The sequence below is a fragment of the Pseudomonas sp. NPDC079086 genome, assembly GCF_044542155.1.
GTDB lineage: Bacteria > Pseudomonadota > Gammaproteobacteria > Pseudomonadales > Pseudomonadaceae > Aquipseudomonas.
Window position 1 is genome coordinate 146,041 of record NZ_JBITTY010000003.1, and the last position, 13,552, is coordinate 159,592.

Here is a 13,552-nt window from a genome sequence, read left to right on the forward strand (position 1 = left end):
CCCAACAAACAACCGGAATAAAAAAGCCCCGCACTAGGCGGGGCTTTTTTATTAAGCGAAGAATTAATCTTCGCGATAACGACGCAGCTTCAGTGGCTTGCCACCGACGCGGGTGTCTTTCAACTTACCCAACAGACGCTCAAGACCTTCTTCCGGCAGCTCGACCAGGCTGAAGCTTTCGCGCACCTGAATGCGGCCGATGTCTTCACGAGCCAGACCACCTTCATTGAGGATGGCGCCCAGCAGGTTCTTCGCGGCGATACCGTCGCGAGCGCCCAGAGCGGTACGGCAACGGGCACGGCCTTCGGCCAATGGCACAGGAGCGCGACGCTCGCGGCTGCCTTCGCGATCAGGACGCTCAGGACGGTCACCGCGCTCGCTACGTTCACGCGGGCCACTGCTGTTTGGCACCAGCGGCTGGTCACGCTGAACTTCAGCCAGGGTCAGGGCTTGGCCGTTGGTAGCTTTGCGCAGCAGGGCAGCGGCTAGAGCACGTGGGCTGCAACCGATGTCAGCGGTCAGACGATCGAGCAAATCACCATGGCTGGCTTCGGCATCAGCTACCAGTGGCGCCAAGCTGTTGGTCAACTTCTTGATGCGTGCGTCCAGTACTTGCTGAGCGTCCGGCAGCTTCACTTCACCCACTTTCTGCCCGGTTACACGCTCGATCACTTGCAGCATGCGACGCTCACGTGGAGTCACCAGCAGCAGGGCGCGACCGGTACGACCGGCACGACCAGTACGACCAATACGGTGTACGTAGGACTCCGGATCGTACGGCATGTCCACGTTCATCACGTGGGTGATGCGCGGTACGTCGAGGCCGCGAGCGGCAACGTCGGTGGCGATGACGATGTCCAGACGGCCATCTTTCAGCGAGTCAATAACGCGCTCACGCTGGTTCTGCGCGATGTCGCCGTTCAGTGCAGCAGCCTTGTAGCCCTTGGCTTCCAGCGCGGCGGCCAGGTCCAGGGTGGCTTGCTTGGTACGCACGAAACCGATCAGTGCGTCGAATTCTTCGACTTCCAGCAGACGCAGGACGGCAGCGTGCTTCTGATCGGCGTGAACCATCAGATGCACCTGCTCGATGGCAGTTACGGTCTGGGTTTTGGTTTCGATCTTGACGTGCTTAGGATCACGCAGGTGTTTTTCGGCGATGGCGCGGATCGAGTGCGGCAGAGTGGCAGAGAACAGCACGCTCTGACGGCTTTCCGGCATGGCTTTGAAGATAACCTCGAGGTCATCCATAAAGCCCAGCTTGAGCATCTCATCGGCTTCGTCGAGCACCAGGTGCTGAATGGTCGACAGGACTTTCTCATCGCGACGCAAGTGGTCAACCAGGCGACCCGGGGTGGCCACAACAATCTGTGCACCATTGCGGATAGCCTTGAGCTGTGGGCCCATAGGCGCACCGCCATATACGGCGATGACATTTACGCCCGGCATTTGCTTGGCGTAGGTTTCAAAAGCGGTAGCAACCTGCAACGCCAGCTCACGGGTCGGAGCCAGGATCAGCGCTTGTGGCTGGCGCTTGGCCGGGTCGATACGGCTGAGAATTGGCAGGGCGAAGGCAGCGGTTTTACCGGTACCGGTCTGCGCCTGGCCGATCATGTCGTGGCCGGCGAGAATTACTGGAATCGCTTGAATCTGAATAGCCGAAGGCTCTTCATAGCCAGTGGCAATTACAGCAGCGAGAACATTGGGGTGTAGATCGAGAGCGGCGAAGCCGCCGATTTCCTGGGTCATGGGTCTGCCTCTAGTGCATCCGCAAAGACCCATATTCCAAAGCTGCGCATGCCGTGTAAGACCCGAGAGTCACCCTGGCAGCCATGTCGGCGGGGATTTGCGAAAACGTGTATTAAATGAATCGTCAAGGATAGTCCGCAAAAGGGACTAACTGCCAAAGTAAACCTTCGGGCGAGTTGTACTACCTGAACGTGGCCAAGAATTGACCGGCGCGCACTATACCGGAAAACCTGGCCAAATGTACTGGTTTTTCCTCAAATAGAGCATATAGCGCGCCAGATGGTCATCCTCTGATAGCCTGCAGCTGCCATGCTGTAACGGCTTCAGCCCCAGTTCACTAACCTGCGCACAAGGACTCCCCGCCATGACCCAAAGCACCAGCGGCCGCGTCAGCCGTGAAAAACGCGGCCAGATCATGTTGATCGGCCTGGACCGAGCGAGCAAACGCAACGCCTTCGACATGCCCATGCTCGATGACATGTGCCTGGCCTACGGTGAGTTCGAGCGCGATAGCGAGGCGCGGGTGGCGCTGGTATTTGCCCATGGCGAACACTTCACCGCCGGACTGGACCTGGCCAATGTGGCGGCGCAGTTTGCCGCCGGCTGGAAGATTCCTGAAGGCGGCTGCGACCCCTGGGGTGTATTTGGTGGGCCACGCGTCAGCAAACCAGTGATCGTGGCTGCGCAAGGCTACTGCTACACCATCGGCATCGAGTTGATGCTGGCATCGGACATTAACCTGTGCGCGAGCAACACCCGCTTTGCACAAATGGAAGTGCAGCGCGGCATCTTCCCGTTCGGCGGCGCGACCCTGCGTATGCATCAGACCGCCGGCTGGGGCAACGCCATGCGCTGGCTACTCACCGGTGATGAGTTTGATGCTCACGAAGCCTATCGCCTGGGCTTTATCCAGCAGGTGGTGGCCAGTGAGGAGTTGCTGCCCAAGGCACTGTGGCTTGCCGAACGCATTGCCGCGCAGGCGCCGCTGGGCGTGCAAGCCACGCTGGCCTCAGCCCGCCAGGCCGTGGTCGAAGGCCCGGCTGCCGCCGCCGCTAGCCTGCACCCGACTGTTACCCGACTGATGGCCAGCGAAGATGCCCAGGAGGGCGTGAAAGCCATGCTGGAACGCCGTCCGGGTGATTTTAAAGGGCGCTGAGCCTGGTTATCCGGCGGCCTGATCAGGTCGCCGGACGCACTGCTTTAATCAACGATTCCAGCGAATAACCGAACTGCGGCGCTAACAGCTCATTACGGCGGCGCAGTTCGGCAAAGTCGATTTCCTGCTCCAGATCCGCCGGCACCAGCAGTACCACGTTGCCCTCCTTCACCGGGCACTCCCAGTAATGCCGATGGTAGAGCCCGCGCAGCAGCGGCGCACCAAGCGGCTTACCGTCGTTGCCAGCCCACTGATTGATGATCAACCAACCGCCGGGGTTGAGCTGCTTCTGGCAGTTTTCCAGAAAGCGCCAGGCCAGGTGCCCGGTCGCAGGACCGTGGTCGGTGTACAGGTCGACAAACAGCAGGTCGGTCTTTTCCGCGCTTTCCAGCAGCTCCAGGGCATCGCCGATGCGAATGGTCAGACGGGGGTCATCGACCAGGCCCATATGTTCCATGGCCAAGCGCGGTACATCGGCGCGCAGCTCGATCACCTCGACATCTTCCAGCGGCAGGAACTTCAGGCAAGCCTGGGTCAGGTTGCCAGCACCCAGGCCGAGAAATAGCGCGCTCTCCGGGTGTTCATGGCACAACGCGCCAAGCAGCATGGCGCGGGTGTAGTCGTACTCCAGCCAGCTGGGGTCCGGCATATAGACGCAGCTCTGCTCAATCGCCTCACCGAACTCGAGAAAGCGATAAGCGCCCATTTCAACGACCTGGATCACCCCGAAGGCATCGTGCACTTCGGCGATCAACAGCGGGTCCGGCATCTGACCGACCGGGGGTAAACCTGGCATCCACCACTCTCCACCGTGACATCCCCGACCATGTCGGCCAGAGGAAAGGCGCTAATTGTCATTGAGGCACCCTCCCCTGGTCACGCGATAATTTGCCGCAGTCGGGGGCGCCGAGTTCATCGCTCGAAGGCTACAACAATAAAAACGATTATCGAGGTTTGCCATGTACGCCATTATCGGTGCCGGCCCCATGGGGCTGTGTACAGCACGTCAACTGCACAAGCACGGTATCGACTTTGTCGGTTTCGAACTGCACGCGGATGTAGGCGGCCTGTGGGACATCGATAATCCGCACAGCACTATGTACGACTCGGCGCACCTGATTTCCTCCAAGGGCACCACCCAGTTCACTGAATTCCCCATGCGCGACGATGTGGCGCCTTACCCGCATCACAGTGAAATGCGCCGCTACTTCCGCGACTACGCCAGATATTTCGGGTTGTATGCGCACTACCAGTTCAATACCCGTGTGGTCGAGATCCAGCGCCTGGACAAAGGCTGGAAGCTGATCAGCGAGTACGACGGCGTGCAGCGTGAATGGCTGTTTGACGGCGTACTGATGGCCAATGGCACGCTGCACACACCCAACCAGCCAGCACTACCCGGCGAGTTTACTGGCGAGCGAATGCACTCCAGCGACTACCGCTCGGCTGCGGTATTCGAGGGTAAGCGCGTGCTAGTGATCGGCTGCGGCAACTCCGCCTGCGATATCGCGGTGGATGCCGTACACCGCGCCGCATCGGTAGACCTGTCGGTACGTCGTGGCTACTACTTTCTGCCCAAGTTCACTTTGGGTCGCCCTACCGACACCCTCGGCAAGGCTGTCAAGCTGCCGCGCCCGCTCAAGCAGTTGCTCGATGGCCTGCTGGTGCGTGCACTGGTCGGTAAGCCCTCGCAATACGGCTTGCCCGATCCGGATTACAAGCTCTATGAGTCGCACCCGGTGATGAACTCTCTGGTGCTGCACTACCTCGGTCACGGCGATATCAAGGCGCGCCGCGACATCGCCAAAGTCGAAGGCCTGCAGGTGACATTCACCGATGGTGAACAAGCTGAGTACGACCTGATTCTGCAAGGCACCGGCTACAAACTCGACTACCCCTTTATTGATCGCGCGCACCTCAACTGGCCAAGCAATGCCGGTGCGCCGCAGCTGTACCTGAACGTGTTCCACCCCGAATACGACGACCTGTTTATGCTGGGCATGGTCGAAGCCTCGGGCCTCGGCTGGCAGGGCCGCGACGAGCAGGCCGAGCTGGTGGCGCTGTATATCAAGAGCATGCAAGCCGGCAGCCAGGCGGCCAGGGACTTCCAGACACTCAAGCGTGAACGGGCGAGCGTGCGCCTGGATGGTGGCTACAAGTACCTGCAATTGGAACGCATGGCCTACTACGTGCACAAGGACAGCTATCGTCAGAGCATCGCGCAGCACAGCAACAGCTTGCGCGCCGCCCTGGCTGCGCTGCCCAGTGCCGCCAACCGCCCTGCGGAAGGAAGCCTGTAATGGAAACGGTGAATATCCATTTCGACCCCAGCAGCCTGGTGCTGATCAACATCATTCTCGCTGTGATGATGTTCGGCGTATCGCTGGATCTGCGCCTGGATGATTTCAAACGCATCGCCCGCGAGCCTAAGGCGCCGCTAATTGGCCTGCTCGCGCAGTTTGTTCTGCTGCCGGCGCTGACCTGCCTGGCCTGCTGGGCGCTGCGCATCGAACCGATGCTGGCCCTGGGCATGATGCTGGTAGCGGCCTGCCCAGGCGGCAGCTTCTCCAACATCATGACCTGGATGGCGCGTGGCAACGTCGCGGTATCGGTCAGCATGACTGCGGTATCGAGCCTGGCCGCCAGCGTGCTGACGCCACTGAACTTTGGCTTCTACGCCTGGCTTAACCCGCTGACCCGGCCACTGCTGACGCAGATCGCCATGGACCCGGTCAGCCTCCTGCTGCTGGTATTGCTGGTACTGGGCCTGCCCCTGATTGTCGGCACGTGGGTCGGTCGACGTTTTCCTGGCCTGTCATTGAAGGTGGAAAAACCGCTGCGCATCTTTGCCCTGCTGGTGATGCTGGCCTTTGTCACCCTGGCCTTTAGCCGCAACCTCGACCAGTTCATCGCGCACTTCCACCTGTTCTTCTGGCTGGTAGTGGCGCACAACGCCCTGGCGTTGTCGGTGGGCTACTGGTGCGCACGGCTGTCCGGCCTGCCGGCCGCTGACCGCCGGGCCATTACCCTGGAAGTCGGCATCCAGAACTCGGCTCTGGGCCTGGTGATCATCTTCACCTTCTTCCCACAGGCCAGCGGCATGCTGCTGATTGCCGCGTTCTGGGGCTGCTGGCATCTGGTCAGCGGCTTAACCCTGGCCTTTATCTGGTCGCGTCGCGCGCCCATCGCCGCCTCACCCGCACCTGTGGCACTGGCTAACGCTGGAGAAAAATAATGCTCACCGTATTGATCACCGGAGCCGCCAGCGGCCTCGGCTGGCAGCTTGCGCGCGCCTATCACGGCCAAGGTTGCAATCTGCTGCTCACCGATATCAACGCAGGCGGCCTGAGCGCAAGGGTCAATGAGCTCGGCGCAGAGCGGGTAATCGGGCTGGCTGGCGACATCACCGATCCGCTCCTGCACCAGCAGTTGCTGCAAGCCTGTGTTGAGCGCTTCGGTGGCCTCGATGTGCTGATCAACAACGCTGGTATTACCCACCGCTCGCCGGCCATGCAGACTGACCCGGCGGTGCTGCGCAAGGTCATGGCTGTCGATTACCAAGCCCCCGTAGAGCTGACGCTGAGTGCCCTGCCGCTGCTGCGCCAAAGCCGTGGGCAGATCATCGCCATCGGTTCCATGGCCGGCTGGATGCCAGTGCTGGGTCGCGCCGGTTATTGCGCCGCGAAAAGCGCCCTCGGTCAGTTCTTTGAAGTGCTGCGTGCCGAGGCCACGCGCGATGGCATCCGCATGCTGCTGGTTTACCCAAGCTTTCTCGACACGCCCATCGACCAGAACGCCCTCGGTGGTAATGGTCTGCCGGCGCAACACGGCCGCTCGACCATCGGCAACGTGCGTGGCGCCGACTGGATGGCCGCGCAGATCATCCAGGCACAACGGCAAGGTCGTCAGCGCCTGTTCCCGGATCGCGGCAGTTGGCTAGCCAGCCTGCTCTGGCGCATCGCGCCGGGGTTTTACTACAACAAAATGAGCGCACGTTTCGCCGCGGAGATGGACTGATGGAATTGGCCTGGCTGGCGCTGGCGGGTTTTATCCTGCTGGCCTACACCCTGGAGGCGATCACCGGCTTCGGCAGCATCGTCATCGCCCTGTCGCTGGGCGCCTTGCTGCTACCAATCGACCAGTTGCTACCCGTGCTGGTGCCGCTGAATATCTGCATGACCGGCTACCTGGCCTGGCGGCACCGGCAGATGATCGACAGCCGCCTGTTACTGGGCATGATCCTGCCCGGCATGCTGCTCGGCACGGTTATCGGCTATGCCCTGCTGCCCTTCCTCGACGCCGCATTGGCCAAGCGCCTGTTTGGCGCTCTGGTGCTGTGGTTTGCCGCCCGCGAGTTGTGGCGTCTGCGTCATGCTGCCGCGCAACCCGTCCGCCCACTGTGGCTCAGCCGCCTGCTCAGCCTGTGCGCCGGAATCAGTCATGGCCTGTTTGCCTCAGGCGGGCCGTTGCTGGTGTTCGCCCTGGCCGGCACCCAGCTGGACAAGGCACGCCTGCGCGCCACCCTGGTCACGGTCTGGTTCACCCTCAACAGCCTGCTGACCATCGCCTTCCTGCTTGATGGCCGCCTGCTTTCCGCGCTGCCGCAAGTGGCGTGTTACGCCCCACTGCTGCTGGTAGGCGTATGGCTCGGCGAGCGCCTGCATCAACGCTTCAACGAACAACACTTTCGCATCGCCATTTACCTGTTGCTGCTGGTTACCGGCTGCCTGCTGCTAGCGCCCTGGAGTCTGCTATGAGCTACGACGTCATCATCAAGAACGGCCTGTATTTCGACGGCAGCGACCAACCCGGACAATTGCGCCATGTCGGCATCAAGGATGGACGCATTGATGTGCTCAGCCTCAGTGCACTGGATGAAAACGGCTGCCCTGAGGTGCTGGACGCCAGCGGTAAATGGGTGAGCCCAGGCTTTCTGGAAATTCACTCACACTACGACGCCGAAGTAATCGCCGCGCCCGCGTTGAAGGAGTCGGTGCGCCACGGCGTCACCAGCGTGACCATCGGTTCTTGCTCGATCAGCATGGTGCTGGCCGATGCCGAGGACTGCTCCGACCTGTTCACCCGCGTTGAGGCAGTGCCGCGTGAGTACGTGCTGCCGATCCTGCAGGAGAAGAAGACCTGGCGCGACGCCGCCGGCTATCGCGCCTTCTACGATCAGCAGCCATTGGGGCCGAACGTCAGCTCCTTCCTCGGTCACTCCGAACTGCGCGTAGCGGTGATGGGGCTGGAACGCGCCACCTCGAAGGTCACCCCGACCGAGGAAGAACTGCAACGCATGGAGCAATTGCTGGAAGAAGCACTGGACGCTGGCTGCATCGGTCTCTCGGTGATGACCACGCGTCTGGACAAGATGGACGGCGACCGCGCCTGGTCCAGCCCACTGCCATCGACCTTCGCCAGTTGGAAGGAATTCTCACGCCTGTTCGCCATCCTCCGTCGTCGCGGCGCGGTGATGCAGGGTGCACCGAATGCGGTGACCAAGGTCAACGTGTTCGCCTTCCTTTATCAGGCCCACGGCTGGTTTCGTAAGCCGCTGAAGTGCTCGATGCTCACCGCGCTGGACCTCAAGTCGCAGCCGTTGCTGCACCGATTTACCCGCCTTTCCGGCTGGCTGGCGAACACCGTGCTGCGTGGCCACTTCCGCTGGCAGACCCTGCCGGCGCCGTTCACCCTGCGCCTGGAAGGGCTCAATGTGAACGCCTTCGAAGAGTTCGGCGCCGGCGAGATTCTGCGCAATATCAAAGACCCGGACGAGCTCTATGCCAAGGTGCTGGAGCCGGAGTTCCGTGCCCTGTTCAAAAAGCAGGTCAAAGCCGTGCTGACCAAAGGTTTGTGGCACCGCGATTTCTCCGACTGCTGGGTAACCGAATGCCCGGACGCCAGCCTGGTCGGCAAGAACTTCAAACAGCTCGGCGCCGCCCGTGGCCTGGACCCGGTAGACGCCTATTTCGAGCTGGCCTGCCAGTACCGCGAGGCGCTGAAGTGGACCACCTGCTACGGCAACCAGCGCGAGCCGGTGATGCACGCCTTGCTAGCCAGCCCCTGGACCCAGCCAGGCTTCGCCGACTCTGGCGCGCACCTGCGTTCCATTGCCCAGTACAACTTCCCGCTGCGCTTCCTCAAATACGTACGCGACGCCGAACTGGCCGGCACACCGTTTATGGACACCGGTCGGGCCATCCACCGCCTGACTGGCGAGCTGGCGGGCTTTATCGGTGTCGACGCCGGCACTATCCGCGTTGGCGACCGCGCTGACCTGGTGATCGTCAACCCGACCGGGCTGACCGATGAACTGGACGCCATCCATGAAGCGCCAATGGAAGTGCTCGGCCTGGAGCGCGTGGTCAAACGCAACGATGCGGCGGTGGATGCAACGCTGATCAACGGCCGTATCGCCTACCGCCGTGGCAGCGAGTTCGCCGAGGGGTTGGGCAAACAGCAAGGCTTCGGCAGCTTTCTGCCGGGACGTGACGTAGCGCCACGCACGCTAGGCGCCAGCGGTTTCAAGCCCGCTACGGCCTGAACTGCACGTCACCATGCAGCGGCTCTATCGCGCCTATCGGCTTGCCGGCCATGGCTTATCGGTTACCATGCCCGTCCGCCTAAATTGACTTAAGCCGAGAGCCGCAATGTCGCAACCCTGGAGCCCTGAAAGCTGGAGAGCCAAGCCAATCCAGCAACAACCGCAATACCCGAATGCCGCGCACCTGCTGGCCGTTGAGCAAAAGCTCGCCAGTTATCCGCCGTTGGTATTTGCCGGTGAGGCCCGCGAACTGCGCCGCCAGTTTGCTGAGGTGACCCAGGGCCGCGCGTTTTTGCTACAGGGCGGCGATTGCGCCGAGAGCTTTGCCGAGTTCTCCACCCTGAAAATCCGCGACACCTTCAAAGTGCTGCTGCAAATGGCCATCGTCATGACCTTCGCCGCCGGTTGCCCGGTGGTCAAAGTCGGGCGCATGGCCGGTCAGTTCGCCAAACCGCGCTCGGCCAATGATGAAACCATCGACGGCGTAACCTTGCCCGCCTACCGCGGCGACATCGTCAACGGCATCGGTTTCGACTCTGCCAGCCGCGTGCCGGACCCGGAGCGTCTGCTGCAGGCCTACCACCAGTCCACGGCCTCGCTTAACCTGCTGCGCGCCTTTGCTCAGGGTGGCTTTGCCGACCTGCATCAAGTACACCAGTGGAACCTCGACTTTATCGCCAACTCGGACCTTGGCGAGAAGTACAGCCAACTGGCTGGGCGCATCGACGAAACCCTGGCCTTTATGCGCGCCTGCGGCATGGACGGCGCCACGCAAGTACGCGAAACCAGCTTCTTTACCGCTCACGAAGCGCTATTGCTGAATTACGAGCAAGCCTTTGTGCGCAAGGACAGCCTCACCGGCGGCTGGTACGACTGCTCGGCGCATATGCTCTGGATCGGCGACCGCACCCGTCAGTTAGACGGCGCGCATGTCGAATTCCTGCGTGGCGTCGGCAACCCGATTGGGGTGAAAGTCGGCCCGAGCATGGACAGCGAGGACCTGATCCGCCTGATCGACATTCTCAACCCGGATAACGATCCCGGCCGCCTCAACCTGATCGTGCGCATGGGCGCCGACAAGGTCGAAGCCGGCCTGCCGCGCCTGATCCAGACCGTGCAGCGTGAAGGCCGCCAAGTGCTGTGGAGCAGCGACCCGATGCACGGCAACACCATCAAGGCCAGCAGCGGCTACAAGACCCGCGACTTTGCGCAGATCCTGGCTGAAGTGAAGCAGTTCTTCGCCGTACACCAGGCCGAAGGCAGCTACGCCGGCGGTATTCATATCGAGATGACCGGGCAGAATGTTACCGAATGCATCGGCGGCGCGCGGCCGATCACCGAAGACGGCCTATCGGATCGCTACCACACCCACTGTGACCCACGGATGAACGCCGACCAGTCACTGGAGCTGGCGTTCCTGATTGCTGAAACCCTTAAGCAGGTTCGTCGCTAACGGCCGCTTTCGCGGGCATGGCCCATTCCTACGCCGCTGACGGCTGTAGGAGCGGGCCATGCCCGCGATCAATCACAGATCCATTCAGGCAATCAGGCGTTCACGCAAACGCCCGAGCATGCCCAGCAAACTGCCGACCTTCTCCCGATCACGCTCCTCACGCGGCTGCTGCGCCAGACGGGTAACCACCTGCGCCGGCTGCGCGCGCCACAGTTGCGCCTGTTCGGCGGCGGCCTGCAGGCCCTTGTCGAACAACCCGCGACGAATCGGCTTGGGCAGGTAGCGGAAAATCTGCGCCTCGTTGATCAGCTTGAGCAGCGCCTGGGTATCGCAGAACGGCGTAACCACCAGGCTTAGCAAGCGCGGATGAGCCTGAGCCAGACTTTTCAGCAGTGGCGCGGTGTCTTCGCCTGCCACTTGCAGGTCACTGACCAACAGATCAATCGGCTGGCTGTTCAGCAGCGCCACTGCCTCGCTCAGCGATGCCGCGCGCAGCAAGCGATGGCCGCCGGCCACGCAGAACTCGGCCACCACGCCCAGGGTCGGCGCATCCTCATCCAGCATCAGCACATTGAGCGCCGCCTGCGGTATGGCTGCCGATACTTTCGGTGCCTGCAACTGGCGCGCGGCAATCTGCGCCGCCTGACGCAGGGTGAAAGCCATTTCCTGCTGATCCCAGGGTTTGGTCAGGTAGCGGAAGATACCGCCGCTGTTAAGCGCCTCCACCGCAGCATCCAGGTCGCTGTAGCCGGTGAGCAGAATACGCAGGGTATCGGGGGCGATCTGCCGCGCCTGCGCCAGCAATTCGGCGCCGCTCATCTGTGGCATACGCTGGTCACTGACGATGATCTGCACACTCTCGCTTTTCAGGCGTTGCAAAGCGCGGCACGGATCGCTCTCGGTCAGCACCTCGTACTCGCGGCGAAACTGCAGGGCCAGGCTGCGCAGAATGCGCTCTTCGTCGTCGACAAACAGAATACGAATCGGCTCGCTCATATCAGGCACTCCGTTGTAGTTGCAGCGCCTGCGGGCGCGGCAGGCGGATCAAAAAGCGCGTACCGCGGCCAGGCTCGGACGCCGCACGAATCTGCCCGCCGTGGTCCTGGATGATCTTGTAACTGATCGACAGCCCTAAGCCGGTGCCCTGGCCCACCGGTTTGGTGGTAAAGAACGGATCGAAGATGCGCGCCAGCACCTCAGGCGGCATGCCGCGCCCGGAGTCCTGCAGGGAAACAAATACGGCGCTGTCATCAGCCCAGGTTTTCACCAGGATCTGACCGAAGCCATCAATGGCCTGCGCGGCGTTATTGAGCAGGTTGAGTAGCACCTGGTTGATCTGCGACGGCGCGCAGGGAATGCGCGGCAACTCGCCGAGCTGCAGGATGGTTTCGGCTTTGTCCTTGATGCCGTTGCGGGCAATCACCAGCGCACTGCGAATGCACTCGTTGAGATCAACCTCCTCGCTCATAGCGCGGTCCAGGCGGGCGAAATCCTTGAGTCCGACCACCAGTTCGGCAATCTGCTCCAGGCCATAAAGGGTATCGCTGAACAGCTGGGTAAAGTCCTCCACCAGCAGTTCCGGTGCAGCCTTGGTGCGGGCCTCGGCGGCGGCCTCCAGGGCCATGGCCAAACGCGCCTCATCACAACTCGGATCGTTCAGGCAGTCGCCCAGTGTGCCCTGCGCTTCGGCCAGTTCGAACAACGGCGCACTGAGTTCACGCAGCAGTTGCACGTTGTTCTTCACATAGCCAAGCGGGGTGTTCAGTTCATGGGCGACGCCGGCGACCATCTGCCCGAGCGAGGCCATCTTTTCTGACTGCACCAGCTGGGTTTGTGATTCCTTGAGCTCCACCAAGGCTTTGCGCAGCACCAGGTTGCGCTGGGCGATGCGTACCTCCATGGCTTTGAGCAAATCGAGCACGGTACCCAAACCGCAGTACAGGCCCTGGGCGTCGACCAGAATAAAATCTTCGGTGATCGGGTATTGCAGCTGGCCGGTGATCTGCTTGGCCGCATCCTCCAGACTGGTTTCCAGGCTGACCACCAGCGGCGCCGGGTTCATCACCTCCTGCACCGCATGGCGGCCGCGCAGATCGCGACCGAATCGCTGCATAAAGATGTCCTGCAAGGTGGTACGACTGACCAGGCCCTGTGGCCTGCCAGCGTTATCGACAATCGGCAGCGAGAGAAAGGCCTTGTGCTCCGGCGTCAGCAGGCGATCTGCCACATCGGCGATGCTCATGTCCGCAGCCAACGGCGTAACCGGCTTGAGCAAACGCGTGAGCGCGCTGGCAGTGGTCATGGGCAGACTCCCTGTGCGTTGGAAAGCCGCCATTCAACCAGCGCCAAGTTGCTGCCGTGTGACAGTCGTCACACTTGATCCTCGAGCTAGAGCGCTGCGTTACCCCACAGGAATGCTGCTGGCGTTTAATTGCCGGCCGCCGCGCGCTATGGTGACAGCTCAACTCTGCAAGGATGGTGTTATGACCTGGTATATCTGGCTGCTGATGCTTCTGGTGCTGGGCTCCATTGTGGGTGGCCTGATGGTGCTGCTGCGTACGGCCAAACCGCTGCCGCTAAGCGAGGAACAGCTGGCGAAAATTCACCAGCGCGAGCTTGAGCAAGAAGCCAAGGACGCGCGCGAGCCTTAATC

12 protein-coding genes are annotated in these 13,552 nt (G+C 61.7%); 8 read left to right on the plus strand and 4 right to left on the minus strand.

Translation table 11 applies throughout. From position 1 onward, the window contains the following. Positions 1-63: 63 nt before the first annotated feature. Positions 64-1,779, minus strand: a complete 1,716-nt coding sequence (locus ACIGEK_RS15415) for a DEAD/DEAH box helicase (RefSeq protein WP_397494172.1) — start codon at positions 1,777-1,779, stop codon at positions 64-66. Positions 1,780-2,110: 331 nt separating this feature from the next. Between ACIGEK_RS15415 and ACIGEK_RS15420 the strand changes: the two genes are divergently transcribed. Next, complete coding sequence (locus ACIGEK_RS15420) at positions 2,111-2,902, plus strand: crotonase/enoyl-CoA hydratase family protein (protein ID WP_397494173.1); 792 nt, start codon at positions 2,111-2,113, stop codon at positions 2,900-2,902. A 22-nt stretch (positions 2,903-2,924) separates the two neighbouring features. Here ACIGEK_RS15420 and ACIGEK_RS15425 read toward each other — a convergent pair whose 3' ends face one another. Further along, complete coding sequence (locus ACIGEK_RS15425) at positions 2,925-3,698, minus strand: spermidine synthase (protein WP_397494174.1); 774 nt, start codon at positions 3,696-3,698, stop codon at positions 2,925-2,927. A 163-nt stretch (positions 3,699-3,861) separates the two neighbouring features. Between ACIGEK_RS15425 and ACIGEK_RS15430 the strand changes: the two genes are divergently transcribed. From ACIGEK_RS15430 to ACIGEK_RS15455, 6 genes are all read left to right on the plus strand, one after another. Then, the gene (locus ACIGEK_RS15430; protein WP_397494175.1) at positions 3,862-5,202 is read left to right on the plus strand and encodes a flavin-containing monooxygenase; all 1,341 of its coding nucleotides are present in this window, start codon (positions 3,862-3,864) and stop codon (positions 5,200-5,202) included. Continuing rightward, on the plus strand, positions 5,202-6,137 hold the full coding sequence (locus ACIGEK_RS15435; RefSeq protein ID WP_397494176.1) for a bile acid:sodium symporter family protein: 936 nt from the start codon (positions 5,202-5,204) through the stop codon (positions 6,135-6,137). The genes ACIGEK_RS15430 and ACIGEK_RS15435 overlap by 1 nt, the downstream gene beginning before the upstream one ends. Then, positions 6,137-6,919, plus strand: a complete 783-nt coding sequence (locus tag ACIGEK_RS15440; RefSeq protein ID WP_397494178.1) for an SDR family NAD(P)-dependent oxidoreductase — start codon at positions 6,137-6,139, stop codon at positions 6,917-6,919. Before ACIGEK_RS15435 ends, ACIGEK_RS15440 begins: the two co-directional genes overlap by 1 nt. Beyond that, positions 6,919-7,659, plus strand: a complete 741-nt coding sequence (locus tag ACIGEK_RS15445; RefSeq protein ID WP_397494179.1) for a sulfite exporter TauE/SafE family protein — start codon at positions 6,919-6,921, stop codon at positions 7,657-7,659. Before ACIGEK_RS15440 ends, ACIGEK_RS15445 begins: the two co-directional genes overlap by 1 nt. Continuing rightward, positions 7,656-9,446, plus strand: a complete 1,791-nt coding sequence (locus tag ACIGEK_RS15450) for an amidohydrolase family protein (protein ID WP_397494180.1) — start codon at positions 7,656-7,658, stop codon at positions 9,444-9,446. Before ACIGEK_RS15445 ends, ACIGEK_RS15450 begins: the two co-directional genes overlap by 4 nt. A gap of 106 nt (positions 9,447-9,552) precedes the next feature. Further along, complete coding sequence (locus ACIGEK_RS15455) at positions 9,553-10,899, plus strand: class II 3-deoxy-7-phosphoheptulonate synthase (RefSeq protein WP_397494181.1); 1,347 nt, start codon at positions 9,553-9,555, stop codon at positions 10,897-10,899. An 84-nt stretch (positions 10,900-10,983) separates the two neighbouring features. Here ACIGEK_RS15455 and ACIGEK_RS15460 read toward each other — a convergent pair whose 3' ends face one another. Both ACIGEK_RS15460 and ACIGEK_RS15465 read right to left on the minus strand, forming a co-directional pair. After that, entirely contained in the window at positions 10,984-11,895 is a 912-nt protein-coding gene (locus ACIGEK_RS15460) for a response regulator (protein ID WP_397494182.1), read from the minus strand. A gap of 1 nt (position 11,896) precedes the next feature. Then, positions 11,897-13,201, minus strand: a complete 1,305-nt coding sequence (locus tag ACIGEK_RS15465) for an ATP-binding protein (RefSeq protein WP_397494183.1) — start codon at positions 13,199-13,201, stop codon at positions 11,897-11,899. Between the two features lie 181 nt (positions 13,202-13,382). On the opposite strand from ACIGEK_RS15465, the gene ACIGEK_RS15470 reads away from it, so the two are divergent. Then, positions 13,383-13,550 carry a DUF2897 family protein gene (locus ACIGEK_RS15470; RefSeq protein WP_397494184.1) on the plus strand — a complete coding sequence of 56 codons (168 nt, stop codon included), beginning with the start codon at positions 13,383-13,385 and terminating at the stop codon, positions 13,548-13,550. Positions 13,551-13,552 lie beyond the last annotated feature (2 nt).

Bases quoted from the DNA above. Each gene is read 5' to 3' on its own strand.
- ACIGEK_RS15430 (WP_397494175.1), top strand. From the start codon at position 3,862: ATGTACGCCATTATCGGTGCCGGCCCCATGGGGCTGTGTACAGCACGT.
- ACIGEK_RS15460 (WP_397494182.1), bottom strand. From the start codon at position 11,895: ATGAGCGAGCCGATTCGTATTCTGTTTGTCGACGACGAAGAGCGCATT.
- ACIGEK_RS15455 (WP_397494181.1), top strand. From the start codon at position 9,553: ATGTCGCAACCCTGGAGCCCTGAAAGCTGGAGAGCCAAGCCAATCCAG.
- ACIGEK_RS15420 (WP_397494173.1), top strand. From the start codon at position 2,111: ATGACCCAAAGCACCAGCGGCCGCGTCAGCCGTGAAAAACGCGGCCAG.
- ACIGEK_RS15445 (WP_397494179.1), top strand. From the start codon at position 6,919: ATGGAATTGGCCTGGCTGGCGCTGGCGGGTTTTATCCTGCTGGCCTAC.
- ACIGEK_RS15425 (WP_397494174.1), bottom strand. From the start codon at position 3,698: ATGCCAGGTTTACCCCCGGTCGGTCAGATGCCGGACCCGCTGTTGATC.
- ACIGEK_RS15415 (WP_397494172.1), bottom strand. From the start codon at position 1,779: ATGGGTCTTTGCGGATGCACTAGAGGCAGACCCATGACCCAGGAAATC.
- ACIGEK_RS15450 (WP_397494180.1), top strand. From the start codon at position 7,656: ATGAGCTACGACGTCATCATCAAGAACGGCCTGTATTTCGACGGCAGC.
- ACIGEK_RS15435 (WP_397494176.1), top strand. From the start codon at position 5,202: ATGGAAACGGTGAATATCCATTTCGACCCCAGCAGCCTGGTGCTGATC.
- ACIGEK_RS15470 (WP_397494184.1), top strand. From the start codon at position 13,383: ATGACCTGGTATATCTGGCTGCTGATGCTTCTGGTGCTGGGCTCCATT.
- ACIGEK_RS15440 (WP_397494178.1), top strand. From the start codon at position 6,137: ATGCTCACCGTATTGATCACCGGAGCCGCCAGCGGCCTCGGCTGGCAG.
- ACIGEK_RS15465 (WP_397494183.1), bottom strand. From the start codon at position 13,201: ATGACCACTGCCAGCGCGCTCACGCGTTTGCTCAAGCCGGTTACGCCG.